At 44.7% G+C, this 19,431-nt stretch carries 16 protein-coding genes; all 16 read left to right on the top strand.

Going from position 1 to position 19,431, the window contains the following annotated elements:
• Positions 1–38 precede the first annotated feature (38 nt).
• The 16 genes from ORJ00_RS09945 to ORJ00_RS09875 all read left to right on the top strand — a co-directional run bounded on the left by ORJ00_RS09945 (position 39) and on the right by ORJ00_RS09875 (position 19,394).
• Positions 39–293 (top strand): acyl carrier protein, encoded by a 255-nt coding sequence (locus tag ORJ00_RS09945; RefSeq protein ID WP_306138097.1) that lies wholly within the window; start codon positions 39–41, stop codon positions 291–293.
• Complete coding sequence (locus ORJ00_RS09940; RefSeq protein ID WP_306138098.1) at positions 290–1,990, top strand: carbamoyltransferase family protein; 1,701 nt, start codon at positions 290–292, stop codon at positions 1,988–1,990. Before ORJ00_RS09945 ends, ORJ00_RS09940 begins: the two co-directional genes overlap by 4 nt.
• Before the next feature lie 67 nt (positions 1,991–2,057).
• Positions 2,058–3,644 carry a hypothetical protein gene (locus ORJ00_RS09935; RefSeq protein WP_306139745.1) on the top strand — a complete coding sequence of 529 codons (1,587 nt, stop codon included), beginning with the start codon at positions 2,058–2,060 and terminating at the stop codon, positions 3,642–3,644.
• 63 nt (positions 3,645–3,707) lie between these two features.
• On the top strand, positions 3,708–4,670 hold the full coding sequence (gene fcl, locus ORJ00_RS09930) for a GDP-L-fucose synthase (protein WP_306139744.1): 963 nt from the start codon (positions 3,708–3,710) through the stop codon (positions 4,668–4,670).
• Between the two features lie 4 nt (positions 4,671–4,674).
• On the top strand, positions 4,675–5,136 hold the full coding sequence (locus tag ORJ00_RS09925; protein ID WP_306139742.1) for a GDP-mannose mannosyl hydrolase: 462 nt from the start codon (positions 4,675–4,677) through the stop codon (positions 5,134–5,136).
• Positions 5,133–6,536 (top strand): mannose-1-phosphate guanylyltransferase/mannose-6-phosphate isomerase, encoded by a 1,404-nt coding sequence (locus tag ORJ00_RS09920; protein WP_306139740.1) that lies wholly within the window; start codon positions 5,133–5,135, stop codon positions 6,534–6,536. Before ORJ00_RS09925 ends, ORJ00_RS09920 begins: the two co-directional genes overlap by 4 nt.
• A 1-nt stretch (position 6,537) precedes the next feature.
• The gene (locus ORJ00_RS09915; RefSeq protein WP_306139738.1) at positions 6,538–7,965 is read left to right on the top strand and encodes a phosphomannomutase; all 1,428 of its coding nucleotides are present in this window, start codon (positions 6,538–6,540) and stop codon (positions 7,963–7,965) included.
• 15 nt (positions 7,966–7,980) lie between these two features.
• The gene (locus ORJ00_RS09910; RefSeq protein WP_306139854.1) at positions 7,981–9,147 is read left to right on the top strand and encodes a nucleotide sugar dehydrogenase; all 1,167 of its coding nucleotides are present in this window, start codon (positions 7,981–7,983) and stop codon (positions 9,145–9,147) included.
• Positions 9,148–9,370: 223 nt separating this feature from the next.
• Positions 9,371–9,850 (top strand): hypothetical protein, encoded by a 480-nt coding sequence (locus ORJ00_RS09905; protein WP_306138103.1) that lies wholly within the window; start codon positions 9,371–9,373, stop codon positions 9,848–9,850.
• Positions 9,847–10,890: a hypothetical protein gene (locus tag ORJ00_RS09900; protein ID WP_306138102.1), complete on the top strand. Its 1,044-nt coding sequence runs from the start codon at positions 9,847–9,849 to the stop codon at positions 10,888–10,890. The genes ORJ00_RS09905 and ORJ00_RS09900 overlap by 4 nt, the downstream gene beginning before the upstream one ends.
• Before the next feature lie 44 nt (positions 10,891–10,934).
• Complete coding sequence (locus tag ORJ00_RS09895) at positions 10,935–11,840, top strand: glycosyltransferase 61 family protein (protein ID WP_306139736.1); 906 nt, start codon at positions 10,935–10,937, stop codon at positions 11,838–11,840.
• 4 nt (positions 11,841–11,844) lie between these two features.
• On the top strand, positions 11,845–13,119 hold the full coding sequence (locus ORJ00_RS09890) for an NDP-hexose 2,3-dehydratase family protein (protein WP_306136572.1): 1,275 nt from the start codon (positions 11,845–11,847) through the stop codon (positions 13,117–13,119).
• A gap of 157 nt (positions 13,120–13,276) precedes the next feature.
• Positions 13,277–16,966 carry an InlB B-repeat-containing protein gene (locus ORJ00_RS09885; protein WP_306139734.1) on the top strand — a complete coding sequence of 1,230 codons (3,690 nt, stop codon included), beginning with the start codon at positions 13,277–13,279 and terminating at the stop codon, positions 16,964–16,966.
• 310 nt (positions 16,967–17,276) lie between these two features.
• Positions 17,277–17,573, top strand: coding sequence for a hypothetical protein (locus ORJ00_RS19005; RefSeq protein WP_370304641.1), 297 nt, complete (start codon positions 17,277–17,279; stop codon positions 17,571–17,573).
• Positions 17,477–17,833, top strand: coding sequence for an MBL fold metallo-hydrolase RNA specificity domain-containing protein (locus tag ORJ00_RS09880; protein WP_306139732.1), 357 nt, complete (start codon positions 17,477–17,479; stop codon positions 17,831–17,833). Before ORJ00_RS19005 ends, ORJ00_RS09880 begins: the two co-directional genes overlap by 97 nt.
• A 25-nt stretch (positions 17,834–17,858) precedes the next feature.
• Entirely contained in the window at positions 17,859–19,394 is a 1,536-nt protein-coding gene (locus ORJ00_RS09875; protein WP_306139730.1) for a heparinase II/III domain-containing protein, read from the top strand.
• Positions 19,395–19,431 lie beyond the last annotated feature (37 nt).

Genomic DNA, 19,431 nt, shown 5'->3' with positions numbered 1-19,431 from the left:
TAAATGTAAATCATATTCATATCAAGAGGTTATTATAATTGAATCAAGCTAATCATCAGAACATTATCGACTTTATTTTGGATAATGTGGCGCAGTTATGTAAAAAACCACGCGAAGAATTATTCGCTGATACTTTACTTGCTGCTGTAGGAGTGGACTCCTTATATGCAGTATTGTTATGTGGGAAAATAGAAGATGAGTTTGAGTTAGAAATAGAACCAATAGTGATGTTTCAGTACAAAACCGCCAAACAAGTCGCCGATGCAATAGTAAGAATGAATGAAATAAAATGAGTAACTATTTTGTTGGCCTCTCTACAACTGGCCATGATCCCGCCTTTGCTATTGTTAATGATCAGGGTAAGGTTATTTTGGCAGAAGCTACCGAGCGTTTTTTGCAAGATAAAAGGGCGTGGGGAGCAATGCCTGACCAACTTAATCATATTAGCCCGGTTTTTGAGCGCATTCTTGCTGATGATCCTGCTGCACAGTTTCAAATTGCAACAAGCTGGCAGGCTGCTAAAACAGATACGATTGCTAATCCACAGGATGCTTTTATTTCTTCTCAAGTTATTGACTGGATGGCATCTTTGCAGAAGCAGCAACAAGAATATGCTGGACAAAACATCTATTATGTACTTGGGGATCGGGTCAGTGAAAGTGTATGGCGGTTTGATCATCATCTGTGCCATGCGGCAAACGCTATTTATTCTGCGCCATTCGATAATGCTGCCTGTGTTATTTTGGACGGTGAAGGCGAAGTAGGCGCAGCGTCTTTGTTTACTTGGTCTGATGGCAAAATTAAACGCATATGGCGTTCCTGGGGGCCAGGAAGTTTAGGCGCATTTTACGCATGGCTAACTGAGTTATGTGGGTTTAGTTCGGTAAAAGGTGAGGAATGGAAGGTGATGGGGCTGGCCGCGTTTGGTAAGCCTGATCAGGAATGGGTAAACAGATTATCTAACCTGCTTGAAATTGCCGATGGTCGCATTCATTGGGGCAACCGGTCATTGTTAGCCGAAACCATTCCTTTTTTTGAATCTAGCGTTTCGTTTAAAAATAAGCCTTATATGGAGGCGGCTAATTTAGCTGCCTCTGCTCAGGCTGCTTTTAGTTTGTATGCGCAGAAAATACTAGCCGATGTTTATGTGCAATCTCGCAGTGATAATCTGATTTTAGCGGGTGGTTGTGCATTAAATTCGGCTTTTAATGGAACAATTATTAAGACAACGCCTTTTAAAAAGGTACATGTACCGAGTGCGCCAGCCGATGATGGAAATGCGGTTGGTGCTGCGTTACTCGCTTGGCAAAAAGCGACTTCTGAATCGGGCCGAGATGCCGCAATACCTCATAATCAGTATGGTGTTTATTTGGGAAGTCAGCCATTTGGAGCACAAATTGATAAAATTTTTAGCAACGCAGGGGCTTATCATGCTAGATATTGTGACGGCGATGGTGCTAAGGAAGTCGCCTTATTGCTTGCCCAGGGCAAAATCATTGGTGTGATGCGCGGTGCAGCTGAGTTTGGACCCAGATCCTTGGGTAACCGCTCCATATTAGCTGATCCGCGTTCGCCCGAGATGAAAGCCAAGATCAATGCAGTGATAAAAGGGCGCGAGTCTTATCGGCCGTTTGCACCTGTGATCCCTCTTGAGAAAGTCGCCGATTGGTTTGTTGACCCTCAACCGTCACCGTATATGTCTTTTACATTAAAATGGAAGTATCCGGAGTGTGAACAAGTTCCCGCTGTTGTCCATCAGGATGGCACAGGACGATTACAAACGTTAACTACTGAAACCGCGCCTTGGTTAAAAAGTGTGACGGAGTATTTTGGTGAACTAACAGGTGTGCCTATATTACTTAATACAAGCTTTAATGTAATGGGCAAACCCATAGTACACTCAGTTAACGATGCTTTAAGTGTTTTTATGACTAGCGGCCTTGATGCTGTGCTTATTGGAACACTTCTTTTAACTAAAGAAAAATTGTAAACCGCTTTAGACAATGCTTATGGTGTCGTTTAGCACAGATTTTTTGGAGTAAGGGAGCTTAATACACTTGGCGTTATCACTACCGAATGAGTTAGAAAAGCGGGTTAATGCTAAACTGGCCGAATTTAAATTTACTGATGCACTAATTGATTTGCACACTGTTAACGCTGAGAGTGAGCCTGAGCTTATTGCGCAGAAAATTAAAATTTTGTGCTTACTTGGCGATATCGATTCAGCCCGCGTGTTATTTTACCAAACAGATATCTCGGTATGTCAAAAAATAACCATTGAAATGGTCAAAGGTCTATTAGGTAATCTGCGTTTTGATGAAGGCATTGAGCTGCTGCTTCGTTCATTAAAATCTCTACCTGACTCACTGGATTTGATGAATCTTCTGTTTAGCTTTTTCATCACGTTTAATGCGTTTGATGATCTTTTAGTGCTTCTTGATAAACGTTATTTCGATGCGAAGAAGATAGCCGCCAATTATCTGTTAAGATTGGTTGTACGGTTGCAGATTAACCAACGAACTCTGGATTCTCAGCGCGTGCTAGCGTTGTTTATGGTGCGATTACAGGGAATGCCCCCGATGCAGGTGCCTTGGTTACTGTTATCCCATGGAAACAAGCAGCAAGCAAATGCTTTATTAGCCCAACTCAGTGAGGACAGGCAACAACACCGAGAGTTATTGCAAACCCATTACTTTTATCTGAGAGCAGAACTCCCAGAGCTTTTTAATCAGCTCATTCAGCAGGTTAATAATGATGAGATTACCCCAGCCACTAATCTGCAATTTAATCGTATTTTAGACAACCAAGTAATAGTACCGCCCGTTTGGGAGAGTATAGACAACCGGATTATGTGGCGGTACTTATGGCAATATGAAGGGAAAAATTATACCTTTGACAGTTGGCTGCATCAAAAGTCAGCACTCACAGCATTGCAAAATACATTACCCCCATTTTTGTCTACTGATGATGGAGTTGCTTGTTTAATGCAACGCAAAGGCAACATCCATGAGCAGGTGCTAAGTCGGTTAAGTTTATTTAATAATAAACCGTTTGTTTTGGTAACTTCTCATAGTATTGTGCCGGGTGCAATAGCAGCATTAATGACGTTGTTGCCTGACCTTTATTATATAAAGTCTGCCGTTATTCCCGTTACTAATTTGTCTTCGGATAAAAGAGCCATAAACTTAGGCCCTCGATTTATGGGTGGTCATAACCTTTATGAACTCAGTCGAATGGATCGATTGATTAAAAAAAATAAAAAGCTACTGATATTTATGGATCAACGATCAGTTCATCCAGGAGAGGGAGCTGTTGAACACTTGCTGGCCGGCCAGACGGTTTGTTACAACAACTTTTTTGCACCCTATGTCTGGAGTAAAAAGTTGCCTTCGTTTTGGATTGATGCAAGGTATCACGAAGGGCAGTTGGTTTATGAACTGGCTGATATGCCAGATGCTGCCGAATTCGAGCATGAAACCGACTGGGAAAAATCCTGGCTGGACAACTACCATACACATATTGAAGCAGGCTTCTATGGTGGTATCGGGGTTGGGAATAACACCTTTCATCTTGCAGAGAAATTAATTCCTCAGGCATTTGCGCAGCAGTTCAGAAAAATATCAGAATGCCTGCAATCTGCTTAAATTGAATAACGCTGACGAATTACTGATAACCCAAAATATAAACAATAGAAAGAAAAGCGTATTATGAAGAAAAAAATATTTGTAGCTGGTCATCTTGGCATGGTTGGGTCCGCGATTGTTAGGCAATTACAGCCGCAAGAAAATGTTGAGCTGATTTTGCGTAGTCGTAAAACACTGGACTTGACAAATCAACATGCTGTCTCTGAATTTTTCCAATCAGAAAAGATAGATCAAGTTTATTTAGCTGCGGCTAAAGTGGGTGGTATTATTGCCAATAACACCTATCCGGCTGATTTTATATACGAAAATCTGATGATTGAAGCCAATATTATTCATGCAGCTCACCTTAATAATGTACAGAAACTGTTATTTTTAGGTTCAAGCTGTATATACCCGAAATTAGCTGCTCAGCCTATGGCAGAAAATGCACTGCTCACCGGTACTTTAGAGCCCACTAACGAGCCTTATGCGATAGCAAAAATTGCCGGTATTAAGCTGTGTGAAAGTTATAACCGCCAGTATGGCCGTGATTACCGCAGTGTTATGCCAACCAATTTATATGGCCCTAATGACAACTTTCACCCGAATAATAGCCATGTGATACCTGCCTTGTTACGCCGTTTTCATGAAGCGAAGCTTGCGGGTGCTGCTGAAGTTGTTGCCTGGGGCAGTGGCTCGCCAATGCGGGAGTTTTTGCATGTTGACGATATGGCGGCTGCCAGCATTTTTGTAATGCAATTGGATAGCGCTACCTATGAAGCGAATACCCAACCCATGTTAAGCCATATTAATGTGGGCACCGGTGTTGATTGCACGATTAAACAACTGACGGAGACGGTAGCGAAGGTAGTTGGCTTTAAGGGAAGCATTGTCTGGGATACCTCTAAGCCAGATGGCGCGCCACGCAAGTTGATGAATGTTGACCGTCTAAAGGCGCTGGGTTGGCAGTATTCTATTGAACTAGAGACAGGCTTGCGCAACGCCTATCAATGGTTTTTGGAAAACCAGGATAATTTTAGAGCATAGGTTGATGTTTTTAGATAACACTACGTTTACCACCGTATTAGCAAGTACGCCCTTGGTGTCGATAGATTTGCTGGTTGAAAATGCGCAGGGACAAATACTATTAGGCCGGCGTAACAATCGGCCGGCGCAAGGTTTTTGGTTTGTCCCAGGCGGGCGTATTTTAAAAAACGAAACCTTAGCGTCTGCTTTTGAGCGATTAACGTTAAATGAATTGGGGTTAAAATTCTCAATCGAGGATGCGACATTGCAGGGGCCATATGACCACTTCTACACGGACAGTGTTTTTGGTGATGCGCCCTCAACGCATTATGTGGCCATCGCATATCGCCTTAGGGTTTTGCACTTGGTAGACTTACCGCAAGAGCAGCATGCTGATTATCAATGGTTTAGTGTTGCAGAGCTGTTATTACACCCTGATGTGCATTCAAACACTAAAGCCTATTTTTTTTCAAAGGATGAGACATGATACTTCCTGTTATTATGGCCGGCGGCACCGGCAGCCGGCTGTGGCCATTATCGCGTGATTTAATGCCTAAGCAGTTTTTAAAACTGGACGGTAAGCAAACCATGTTGCAGGCAACCGTGCAAAGACTACGAGATGTTGATGCACTGCCACCATTAGTGATTTGCAATGAAGAGCATCGCTTTATTGCGGCTGAGCAACTTAGACAGATACAGCAGCTGGACCACAATATTATTTTAGAGCCTGCCGGGCGTAACACCGCTCCGGCCATTGCACTGGCCGCATTAACGGCAGTGAAAAAGGGCACGGATCCGCTGTTATTAGTGTTGGCGGCAGACCATGTTATAGCCGATACCACCGCCTTTACCGTTGCTGTACAGCAGGCAGCAATATTTGCAGCAGATAATAAATTAGTCACTTTTGGCATTGTGCCTACAGCGGCTGAAACGGGCTATGGCTATATCAAGCGGGGTACCGCAACGGGTAGTGCTTATGCTGTGTCGCAGTTTGTAGAAAAACCCAATTTGGTAACGGCGCAGTCTTATTTAGCCAGTGGGGAATATTACTGGAACAGTGGCATGTTTATGTTTAAAGCCAGTGTGTTTTTGGCTGAATTAAAACAGCATCGGCCTGACATCTATACCGCCTGTGAGCTAGCCATGGCGGAAGTAGACCCGGATTTAGACTTTATTCGGGTAAATAAAGAGGCTTTTATCGCCTGTCCGGACGACTCAATAGATTATGCGGTAATGGAAAAAACGGCTGATGCGGTAGTGGTGCCGCTGGACGCCGGTTGGAGTGACGTAGGTGCCTGGTCTTCTTTGTGGGACATTAGCGATAAAGACGCTAACGGCAATGTGCATCAAGGCGATGTGTTAACGGTAAATAGCAGTAACAATTACGTGTTTGCTGAAACCAGCCTGGTGGCTACTGTGGGCTTGGACAATGTTGTGGTGGTGCAAACCAAAGATGCTGTACTGGTTGCCGCGAAAGATAAAGTGCAGGACGTTAAAGCCATAGTGCAGCAACTAAAAGCGGCCGGACGAAGCGAACACAAGGTTCACCGCGAAGTTTACCGCCCTTGGGGTAAATACGATGCTATTGATAACGGCGAGCGTTATCAGGTTAAGCGTATTACGGTTAAACCTGGCGAAAAGTTGTCGATTCAAATGCATCATCATCGTGCCGAACATTGGATAGTGGTGTCGGGTACGGCAAATGTAACGGTTGCTGGCAAAGATACACTTTTAAGTGAAAATCAGTCGATTTATATCCCACTTGGGGCAGTACATGCCTTAGAAAATCCGGGTAAAATTCCACTTGAGTTGATAGAAGTGCAATCGGGTTCCTATTTAGGTGAAGACGATATAGTGCGTTTTTCTGACCGCTACGGTAGGGCTTAAAATGGCATTGAGTACGACGCAAGTTATTCAACGTAGCCATGTCGCCTTTGGCACCAGTGGGGTTAGGGGCTTGGTTACTGATCTCACCGATGACGTTTGTGCGGCCTTTGCTGTTAATTTTATCAAGGTTATGCAGCAAAACTTCACTGTTGACCGGGTTGCTGTGGCGATAGATAACCGCCCGAGTAGCCCACAAATGGCGGCCGCAGTGGCGGGTGTACTCAAGGCTATTGGCATTCAAGTTGATTTTTATGGGGTATTACCTACACCTGCACTGGCGTATCAGGCTATGCAGGATATGGTACCGGCAATAATGATTACCGGCAGCCATATTCCGTTTGATCGTAATGGTATTAAATTTTACCGACCGGATGGCGAAATTAGTAAAGCGGATGAGCAGGCAATTATATCGGTAAATAACCCTTTACCCCTGTTTACGCCTGTAACGCAATCAGTATTAGCTACTGCTGCACAAAACTACCTGCAGCGTTATCTGAGTATTTACCCTGCAGGTATTTTGTCGGGTAAACATATCGGCATATATGAACATTCAAGTGCAGGCAGAGAATTTTATTATCAAGTGTTTGAAGCATTAGGTGCCAAAGTCACCCGGCTTGAACGTAGTGATCATTTTGTGCCCATTGACACAGAAGCGGTAAGTAACGCCGATAAGCAAAAAGGCATGCAGTGGGCTAAGCAGTATCAATTTGATGCGATTTTTTCAACCGATGGCGATGGCGATAGGCCCTTGTTGTCTGACGAGAATGGCCATTGGCTGCGTGGTGATATTGTTGGGCTGCTATGTGCTCAAGCCTTAGGTATAGATGCACTGGCTGTTCCTGTTAGCTGCAATACCGCCATTGAAAAAAGTGGTGTGTTTAATCAAGTACTTCGTACCCGCATTGGTTCGCCTTATGTTATTGCTGCCTTTGAAACATTAAAAACAGAGCGAAGCTATGCTGGTTTTGAAGCGAATGGTGGTTTTTTGCTGGGTAGCGATATTATTATTGCCGACAAAACGCTTAAAGCATTACCCACGCGCGACGCCTTGTTACCTGCGCTGGCTGTTCTTGTATTGGCTGCGGAACGTCCGGTGTCGGCATTGTTGGCTATGCTGCCGCAACGCTTTACCGCCAGTGACCGTATTCAAGATGTGCCTGCGACGCGCAGCCAGCAATTATTAGACAGCCTGAATGCTAATCCAGAGCAAAGCTTAAACATGCTGTCGCTGGATACTAAGACGTTGTTGGGTATCGATAACACTGATGGCCTTCGAATGACCTTTGTCGACGGTGATATTGTGCATTTACGTCCGTCAGGCAACGCGCCCGAGGTAAGATGCTATGCAGAGTGTGACACAGAGCAAAAAGCGATACATCTTGTAGCGTTGGCACTGCAGGCTATAGCTGAGCACATTAAATTAAGTTAGTTGAGAATACTGATGATTAAAATTGCAATTGCCGGTACCGGCTATGTTGGTCTTTCAAATGCCATGCTGTTAGCTCAGCATAACCGGGTTGTCGCGATAGATATTATTCCGGAAAAGGTTTCGTTGCTTAATACCAAAAAATCGCCGATTGAAGATAAAGAAATCAGCGAATTTTTACAGTCTAAGGTGCTTAACTTTACCGCGACGCTGGATAAACAAGAGGCTTATGCCGATGCTGATTTTGTAGTTATAGCCACTCCGACGGATTACGACCCGCAAACCAATTACTTTAATACTAAAAGTGTTGAAGCAGTCATTAGCGACGTTATGGCTATTAACCCAAATGCAGTAATGGTAATTAAATCTACCGTGCCGGTGGGTTATACACAAAGCGCGCGTGATAAATTTGGTACAGATAACCTTATTTTTTCACCGGAGTTTCTGCGCGAAGGAAAGGCATTGTACGATAATCTTTATCCCAGTCGTATTATTGTTGGTGGGCAAAGTGCCCGCGCCAAACAATTTGCCGTGTTATTGCAACAGGGGGCTATAAAGCAAGATATACCGATATTGTTTACTGACAGTACTGAAGCTGAGGCGATAAAGCTGTTTAGTAACACCTACTTGGCGATGCGAGTAGCCTATTTTAATGAGTTAGACAGTTATGCAGAAAGTCACGGTCTCAATTCGCGGCAAATTATTGAGGGCGTAGGTTTGGACCCTCGTATTGGTAACCACTACAATAACCCCAGTTTTGGCTACGGTGGTTACTGTTTGCCGAAAGATACCAAGCAGCTGTTGGCTAACTATAAAGATGTGCCTAATAACATGATTCAGGCGATTGTAGATGCTAACCGTACCCGTAAAGATTTTATTGCGGAGGCAATCTTATCAAGGAAGCCGAAAGTCGTTGGTATATACCGCTTAATTATGAAAAGTGGCTCTGACAATTTCCGCGCCTCGGCAATACAAGGCATCATGAAACGCATTAAAGCCAAAGGTGTTGAAGTTGTAGTGTTTGAGCCTGAACTTGATCAGAGTGATTTATACAATAGCCGTGTGATTACCGATTTAGCCGAGTTTAAACGAATCAGTGATGTTATCGTGGCCAACCGGTTAAGCGCTGTACTGGATGATGTTAGCGACAAAGTGTACACCCGTGATTTGTTTGGCAGTGACTGATAGCCGAAAAAGTCTTTTTACAAATGACTTTGTAAATGGGTAACCGGTGCGATAAGGCTTGAATGTGTATAACAGTAGTAAGAATACGGTTTTGAACACTGACATTTTGGTTGCCTATATCTATTGCCAGATAAAGGCCAGCTTAATATCAGCTTTACCTTCAGTTTATTGTGCCGTGCTTAATAAACAAAATGGTGCCGATAAATTATCGGCGGTTAGCGGCATGCAATCATCTGCTTACGACAATAAGTTATTGTGCCGGCTGCTGATTGTTGATGTCGAGATTTGCCCCTCAGTGCTTGATGTATTACAAAAACTGGCCTTTGATGTTGTGATAACGACATTGCCAGTACAGGCAATACCTAAAATAAGCGACAATACAGCGGTTATTGTCGCCAACACTGACTCGTCTCTGCTGGGGCCTGCCTGGCTGTCCGAGTTAGAGTTAATCGTGTCTAGGCTGATAGCGCAGCGACAGCAGCAACGTTACACCGCCCTAAAGCAAATGTTGGCTGCCAGGCAATCAGCAGTGGGATGTTCGGCAAAGACTTTTCTACTGAGTTGGCAAAGTTACTTGTTACTTGATGGGGCATTACCGGTATTTCAGGCGGCAAAACACCAGATCACGGCAGATTTGTTGTCGTTAAGTGCTCGCGAGCAGCAAGCTTTTGTATCGCTGCAGACGAAGATGCAGGTATCATGACGAAATTGCGCATTTATCTTATTCCTGGCCAGCATGCAAAACGCACACCGTTTGCCTATAGCGATTACCGGCCGTTTTTTACCCCTTATTTTGAATTTGTCTCTGAACCACTGGCAGCAGACTTTATTGTTGCCAGCTATTTTGTTGACCTTCGTGCGCAAGCTGAACATATCAGCCGCTGGCTTAGTGCCAAACCGCAATTGCAGTTAGTGGTGTTTTCTGAAGAGCCGTTATGGGATTTGATGACTCAGCCTGATGGTGAGTTTTCGGCTGTTGTGAGCGGTAAACGGCAAGGATTCGTGTACCATTGTATTAACCATAAAACGAGTGATGTGTTTAATTTTGAACGTATCCCGTATTTTATTACCACTGAAAATCATTACATACAGCGGTACTTAACGCTGTTACAGCAAAATGCTGTTGTGTCACCGTCAGCCAGGCTAAAGCACTGGCAAACAGCGCAGTGGCAACAGGCATTCTTCGCGGAAAAACGCACTGATTTGAAATACAACAAGCAAGACCAACAAAATAAGCTGGTAGGGCTCAGCGTTTACCGTTCGGACATCGCAAGCTTGTTTTGGCAAAAGTCAGAGAGCCTGATTCAGGGGCGGGGCTGGCACAATGATACACCGCGGCAGTCTCTACCTGACTGGCACCTGGATAAACTGACAACGCTGCACAATAACACCAAGTTATTGTCGTCGATTGAAAATACCATTCTGCCACATTATCTCACCGAGAAACCGTTTGATGCCTATGCCTGCAATGCTGTACCTATTGTCTATGCCGCCGAAAATAGCAGATTATTTGAGCTTATTGGTGGAAATAGCAAGGCGGTGCTGAATATTTATGGCAAATCAGCGCCTGAAGCTGCGGAGTTTATTCAAGACTTCTTGCCAGATATATCCATTGCAGAAAGTTACATGAGTGCCCAGCAACACTTAATCAATAAACTTGGTAGTTTCTCTGTGTTATTTCAAGAGCGTGAGAGAGTGGCTTTTAGCAGTTTTGTTGCTTTTGAACGGTTGCTGTCGCTTTAGTAATAAACCTCAATAAAGATGTGTATTTTCTCTGGATTTAATCCGTGCTAAAAAGCAATAAAAGTATTGTTCTTCGATTTGATGATAGGTTTGATCTCGGCTCTTGTGAGCATTTTTTCCATTTTATGTGGGGTTATTTACTACCTTCTGTTTATATTGTTTCCTCTAGGACCAGCCCCGGTAACCAGTATATTTTTGTGACATGTGGTCCTTTGATGGACCCGATTCTTCAAGAGGCGTTAAGCAGCTTAGGGGTTAATTTTGCGATTCTAACTCAACTTCCCTCTGGAAATAACTACAACGTGATTTGGGTATCACGTTGGGATATGTTCATGCTGAAACCTATGCTTGAGCCAGAATATAGCGATAACCAGGTCATAAAAAAACTATTAAAGCAGCTTGAAATACATTCGGATATAGCAAAGGAATTAAGCAGTTTTAATTTGAAGTCTGCAATTTGGCGAGTCAGATTTATTCTACTATTTAAAATTAAATTAGAGCATGACATTAATGTTTACGTTGGAAATAAGATATTGATTTTAAAACGCTCCGCCGAACCAGAATTTTATAATAAAGATTCCGGTAGTGCGGTAATTAAAGGCTATGGTATGAGTCGTCGAGGGATCAAAAATCCAGAGTTTATTGCTGAAGTACTACACAGTTTAGGTATTGCAGCAGCAATGTTTGAACCCGGCATCGTATCTTTAAAACAGCAGATAGTTGCTTTTAGCCAATGCAGTGGTATTTTTGCTATGCGAGGCGCTGAATTTGCCAATATGATTTGGCTAAAACCAGGCACTAAAGTTACGTTGATTCAACCTGAATCATTAAAAAACCCTCCTTTTCAGCGTTTCTTAGCTGAGCTCTTAGAGCTTGAGTATCGGCAGGTTGACGTGAGTTCTTCATACCCTGAGCTTAATAGAGAGCAAATATTGAGTGGTGTACAGTAAATAAATGTCGAATTTAAATTTAATCGCTCGTTCTTTGGCAGATCTTCAATCATTTCTTCAATCTGTAGTTGATACCGCTAATTTTTCACTTTTTCCGGTTAAATTATCTGAGCAAGACGATTGGCGCCTGGAAAATGGTGCGCTTTCGCATCGAACTAATGGTTTTTTCCACGTTTGCGGAATACAGCATCAAGTCACCAAAAAGACAAATTTTGTGCTGTATCAGCCGCAAAGTGCATTAACTGGCTTGGCGTTTATGGTAAGAGACGGACAGGTGTATGTTTTGCTGCAGGCAAGAGTAGAACCCGGAAATCCAAACGTAGCTCAATTTGGCCCCACGGTGCAATCTACACCGGCTAACTATCTGCGGCTGCATGGTGGTAAAAGTTCTGCATGTGTCGATTGGTTTACTCATTTTAAAGCCGGAATAACACCGCTTGGCACATCGATGCAACTTGACTTAGGCTGCCGATATTTTCAAAAGAGTAAGTTTCATAATTATGTGTTGCTGGATGAGCCCGTATTTGCTGATGACACTATGATTTGGGCATCGGTACCAGCAGTATTTTCCGCCTTAACGCTCAGTCATTTTTTGAATGCTGATTTACGTTCTTTACTGGCCGTGTTTGATTGGTCAGTGTTTTATGCACAGCAAACGCTCATTCCTAAAGGTGATGAACGTGTGTTGTTTAATGAGCAATTTATAAGTTGCCAGTATACAGATTGGTGGCATTGGCGATTGGCACCATTAGAAACGGTAGAGGGTATTGAGCTTAACGACAATGGTATTTTTACCAATGATAACAGCAGTATTGATGTGCAAATGTATCGTACGCTAAGTTCAACGCGCGAAGTGTTCAGCTGGGTACAGCCGTTAGTGCGAGCTAAAAGCAAAGGACAGGTACGTTTGCTTTTGCGCCAAGACAAGGACGACTTATTATGCCTGGTAACAATTGCAGAAGAATTTGGTATCAGCGGTGGGCGAACGATATTACCGACCACTGTAATTTACCCAGGCGAAAGTGCAACGTTACCCGAATTGCCCCCTGAATCTATCTCACATATTACGTTTGAACAATCCGATGAAGGTGGACGATTCATTCATCATGATAGTCGTTATCAATTGGTGTATGTAAATAGTACTAGCAAGGCTGATAATCAATTTTGGCTAAGTATTACAACGTTACGTCAATTAATGCTTTCGTCAAATCAAGTTAGTTTTCAATTAAGATGTATTTTTTCTGTATTGTTAGCTGATCTATATCCTTTTGCTGTCTAAGTCATATCGACGACATGCCTGTTGACGATTTTGTGCGAGTAGTCCAAAGGTTAGATATTCTAATGACGAAAGTGCACGGCATATTCCCATTTTGCTCTGGAGGCTGGTGTAAATTTATGGTTATACTGGCCTTAATTACATTTGCATTGGGGCTGCTATGTTGTTGAATCCGCGTATTATTTGTTTGGCGTTACCGCTGTGGTTATTGGGCTGTGGCGGGGGCTCTGGGGATGACGCTGGCACTAAGCCACCAGAAGTGGTGAGCTACACGGTGTCGGCAACGGCTGGCGCTGGCGGCAGTATTACACCGGCTAGTGTTAGTGTACGCAGTGGCCAAACTGCCACGTTAACGCTGCAAGCCGATGCCGGTTTTGTGGTTGCCAGTGCGACGGGATGTAATGGCCAGCTTAATGGTAATAGCTTTACCACCGGTGCTATTAGCGAAAATTGTACGGTTACAGCCAGTTTTGAACGCGCACAAATTAACGTTAGTACCGCTATTGAAGGCAGCGGTTCTATTACCCCACAAAGCCTTACGTTGTTATCAGACCAACAAGCTACGCTAAAAGTTACCCCTGCTGAGGGCTTTGCTACCGCTGCGGTAACCGGTTGTAATGGGGCTTTAACTGATGATCAATACCTTATTGGCCCGCTAAACGCTAATTGTACGGTAACGGCACGGTTTGAGCCGGTGATGTTTGAGGTTACCAGCCGGGCAGGCGCCGGGGGGGTTGTTTCTCCGGCTAGCCAGCAGGTGCAATACGGCCAACAAGCGACGTTTTCAATTTTGCCCGATGATGGCTTTGTTATTCAGGGCGTAACTGGTTGTGCAGGTACGCTTGAGGGTAATAGTTTTACCACCACGCCGGTGATGGCCGCCTGTGAAGTTGACGTTAGTTTTGTTGTGGAAACGTTGAGTATTACCGCCGTGGCAGGCGCGGGTGGTTCTGTTTCACCCACTAGCGTTGAAGCAAACTTTGGTGACAAGGTTGTGTTTACCATTACGGCGGATAGCGGCTTTAATGTGCAGCAAGTAGATGGCTGTAATGGCCAGTTTGATGGCGCACAGTTTATTATTCCATCTGTAACTGAAGATTGTCAGCTTCAGGTGCAGTTTAATGATGCTGAGTTTGTGGTGTTTGCCGATGCCAATTTAGACCGTGTGGTACGTGAGCATTTAGCGCTTAGCGATACGGCCCCTATTTTGGCAGATACACTGGCGGGGTTAACGGCGCTTAATGCGGACAACCAGCAAATTAGCCGGTTGGATGGTATTCAGTATGCGACTGGTTTACGCCAGTTAGTATTACAAAACAATAGTTTAACCGATGTTGGTCTGTTAGCTGCTTTGGCCGATAACCAAGCCGAAAATCCTCGGCTAAGCACTTTATACTTGGGTTACAACAGCCTGACGCATTTACCCGACTTATCTGGTTTTAGTCGGCTGGTTAATTTATCCATGCCTTTTACCAAAATAGCCGATTTATCACCGCTGGCAGGGTTAACTAATCTGGAGCAACTGGATGTATCGGGTAACAACATTAGCGATTTATCGCCATTAAGTGCGTTACCAATATTGCGCTTAACTATTTACAATAATCCACTTAGCACAGACGCGCTGTGGGCTTTGCAAGGTATGTCGTTGCAGTTTCTCTTTATGGGTGAGACGAAGATTGACTCTCTGGAGCCCTTGTCGTCTCAAACACAGTTGCGCCTGCTTGGCATAGAATACACCCGAGTGAGTGACTTATCGGTACTGTCGTATTTTCCTGAACTGCGCCAGTTAACCAGTTACGGTACTGCTGTAACAGACTTATCCCCTTTGCTTGACACTAACCTGGGCGAAAGTGGCTACGTGAGTGTGGGCGGCTGCTTAAAACTAAATGGGTTTTCGCGGGCGCAAAGTGTGATTGATGGGCTTAGTGCTAAAGGTGTGGTAGTGCAGGTATACAACTGGGCTAAACCGCGTGATATAGCCTGCCCGAACCAAGACGGCATTGACACCTTAGACGTTAGTGCACAGCTAAGTAACAACGGCTTGCAGCTTGACTGGCAGGTAGCGTCTGATGATGCTGGGCCCTGGCGCTGTGAGCTGCATGTAGATCTGGATTATCAGCTGCCGCGTGCGCCGGTTGCGGTGTTAGATAATTGTCATTTACAGCAGCAATGGCTACTGCCTGATATAACCCAGGCCAGGATAAGGCCGTTTTTTGTGTTAGATACCGGCCTGGCTATAATCCCCAGACAAATAACGATTGATGAAGTTATTAATACCGATATGCCGCCAACCGGGGTGTCGATAGCGGGCACCGACTGGCTGCAAGGGGTGGTGAAAACTAACCCGTATTTGGTGCCTAATCGCGACGCGGTGCTGCGTGTGCATCTGGTATCCGCTGATGGTGCAACGCCACCTGCACTTAGTGCGGTAGCCAACCGGGCAGGGCAAGCTGTGGCATTGGCTGTGCAGGCACCTGCCACATTGCCGCCGGCGAAGCAACATGGCGAGCTTAGCAGTAGCTACTTGGTCAGTGTGCCTGCTGCGCAAATGCAACCAGGCACCACCTTTGAGGTGTCGGTTGCTGGTTTAGACAATGTGGTACTTAGCCCCACTTTTGCCTTAGCCAATAGCATTAACCTTACCGTGGTGCCCTTTCAGGTGGGCGATGCGGTTACAACCTTGCCGGATAACAGTTTAATTTCGCGTTCGTTGTTAACCACCTGGCCACTGGCGAGTGTGAATATTACTACACGCGCACCCTATCAGGTGTCGGCCAGTGCAGAAGAAAATAACACCTCTACTATGTTGCAAGAGCTGTTTGACCTGCGGGTAATTGAAGGCGGTGAGGGCTATTACTATGGCTACTTTGAGCAGGCGATGAACACGGATCAATGGGGGGGGCGTGGCTATGTGCCCGGCTTTAGTGCTGTAGGCGTGGTAAACAGTAGTAACCTGGATATGGTGCTAAACCACGAGTTAGGCCACAACTTTGGCAGGCCACATGCCCCTTGTGGTACTGCAGGTAACCCTGACTCAGCCTACCCTTACGCGGGTGGCAGTACCGGTAGTTACGGCGTGCCGTTGGACATGCAAACGCTGTTATCGCCAGATGATTACAAAGATTTGATGGGCTATTGCGGTAATCAGCATGTGTCAGATTACAACTTTGAAAACGTACAGGATTATTTGCAACAAAACCTCGACCACCCGGCGATTGAACTACAGTTGTCTGCCACTATGCAGGCAGCAGGCACTAGCTTAAGTGCTACAGCCACGGGCGAGGCATGGTATCACCGTATGGCGTTAACCGGCGCTGATCAGGTGCAATTACAGCAGCTTATTTTACTGCAGCAGCAGCGGGTGGTGCGGGCTAATTCGCCGTATCAGGTATCGGCCTGGTATGTTGCGTCAACACCACAACAGCTGGCCGTAGAGCAATTGGTGCCCGGGCATGGTGACGGCCCGGTTGAGCTGTCGTTTATTGTGCCGGTACACTGGCAAAATCAGGCATTAACTCGTTGGAGCCTGTATCGTGGTGATAAGCTAGTGCATGATTACAGGGTGCCAGCGAACCAACGTATGCCGGCGGCACAGTCGCGTGCGGTTGCGGCATCAGCAGCCAATGGTGTAACACTGCAAGAGATCAATGGTGATATTTGTGTTGATGTTACCAGCAACACCTTTGATGCCATGAACTTACTGTGGCGCGATGCACAGCAGCAAGTGGTAGTAGCATTAAATGTCACTGAACCGGCATTTTGTCGCAGTGTAGCTGTGCCAGCAGGTGGCGCCTGGCAATTGCAACTGCGCCGCGGTATTAACGTAGAGCTGATAGAACAGGCCCGTTAAGCGCCTGATGTTAACAGCGATAGCTAAGGGCCTCATGCTAAAGGCGCTAGCTAAGCGCTGCTTGCAACGTACGACTGCTTTACTGAGTGTTAGCAATTTGGGTTTTATTTGTTACTATTTGGCTTTGCTTTAGTGTGGAGAGCCGGTATGGAAACCCTTTTTGCGACACCGCAGTTTATTCAACATGGCGCGGTAAACGGTGTAACGGGCCCGTTTTTTGTACAATAGCGTCAGCGACACTATTGCCGCTGGTATTAGAAGATGCGCTTAAAATTGGCGTAACTAGTTACAAATTATTGTCGACTCGCGTTTGGCAGTAAAATTGATCCAAGCCTATGACGCACTTAAATCCCGCTGGGATAAAGAAGCTAAACAGCGCGTGCAGCAAGGCCGGCATCCCTTAAGTTTTGCGCAACTGCACACGGTAGATAGCCATGCCCAGCATACGGCGCTAGTGCACTATTTAGCCAGTACGCGTCAACCGGCATTTGTTATTGCTGCCAGTGGTATGTGCGAAGGGGGCCGGGTAGTGAATTTTTTTCGGCACTGTTGCCGGACGCAGCGCATCAGGTGGTGTTTGTGGGTTATCGGGCGCGAGGCACCTTAGGTGCAAAAATTCAACACTACGGCCCCAATGGCGGTTACGTTGATATTGACGGTACTCGGATACACATTGGGGCTGAAATTATTACGCTGTCTGGCTATTCTGCCCATGCCGATCAGCATGGGTTGTTGCGTTTTGTGCTGGGCATGCGAACACGGCCACAACAAGTACGCATAGTACACGGTGACAACGAGGCTAAACAGGCATTGCAACAGGCTTTTAAACAGCATGGTGTGGGCGCCGTGATTGCTTTGTCTGAATGATTTTTTTAAATTTATAGGAATTGTGATGTCAGGTCGCCAAGATGGCTATTTTCAGCAGAAGTATTCTATTGTTATCTCTGGGAATGTTGAGAAACTGATGAAAGAAGGCTTTATTGCGAGAACCGGTGCTGAGCCTGTTGCTATACAGCTACCAATGGCGTGGCAGCATCATGATCGTAATATTGCTTTTAATTTACATGCGTGGCGATTTTTGAATCCAGTTTGGCAAGCTCTTTTTGATACGGCAGACAGCGAATATTTTTCATTGGCGCTAAAGTTTATGCAAGATTGGTACGAGCATGAGCAGCAACGCGAACATAGTCATTTTTGCTGGTACGATATGTCTACTGGAATACGTGCAATGCATTTAGCTCTAGCCATTGAGTATGTAAACGAGCATAGATTAGAAATTTCAAACGCAGAAGCTGTTTTGCTACGAAGTCTTGCTGATAGGCACTACCATAAATTGCATGATGCAACCTTTATAACCAAAGGCAATCATGCTATTTATCAGATTATAGGTCTACGATTACTCTCTACTTCGAGTGATTACGAATGTATAGATTTTTGCACTCAACAACTAACAAAACTTATAGATGAAGCTTTTGACGAAAACGCGGTATGTACGGAAAACTCACCATTTTATCATCATTACCATATAAGTATATTTAGTCATATACAGCCATCTTTGTTTGCCTCACTTGCAGATAAACTTAAACATACCCTGGATAAGGCAAAAACGAATAGCGCGTGGTTTACTTCGCCAGTGGGCAGCTATTATCAGATAGGTGATACTGAAGGACGCGGTTCTTTATTGAGGCCAAACGCTTTTACATCAGAGAAATTAACTAAACATTTTGTTGTGAAAGATTTGGCATCATCGGGCTATCAAATTGTTCGTGATGTGACCTTGAAGGAGGGGTTTGCTTTAATATTTTATGCAGCTAATCAAAGTTATAATCATTCACATTCTGATCATCTGAGTTTTATCCTTTATTTCAAAGGAATAGAGCTATTTAGTGATTCTGGCAAATTTAGCTACGAAAAGGATGCTTGGCGAGACTATTTTATTAGTGACGCTGCACATAATACCGTTGGCTTGCTTGGCCGGCGTTTTATGCCTTTGGATATTAAACTGGGGCAAGCCGAATTGTTTCCCATTAGAATAAATGCAGACAAAATAATGTTAAGAGGCTTGGTGAAAAGAGGGCCTTTATGGCATCAACGTTCGGTTACATTGAGAGAACGACAACTTCACATTAGTGATGATGTCGAGAATCTGAGTGATAATTTGATCGAGCTTCGCTGGCATCTTGCTGAAGGTGTTAGTTTGGAACAAACTGGTGAATTCTGTTTTGAGCTTATTCATGAGCAAAAAGCGCTCGCGAGATTGCGTTTACAAGCCTGTATTTCAGCAAGTATAGTTTGTGGCCAGGTAACACCTGAGATCCAAGGCTGGATAAGCCGGAGCTATCATCAAAAATGTGCGGCGATAACTTTAGTCGTGCATTATCCTGCTAACGAAACGCTAATACAGACAACCGTTGAATTGTTAAACTAACAGATTGCAGCGAGTTCTGACAATTCTGCTGATAAAA

It is taken from the genome of Rheinheimera baltica (assembly GCF_030731985.1).
GTDB classification, from domain to species: Bacteria; Pseudomonadota; Gammaproteobacteria; order Enterobacterales; family Alteromonadaceae; genus Alishewanella; species Alishewanella baltica.
This window is presented reverse-complemented; position numbering and strand designations above follow the sequence as displayed.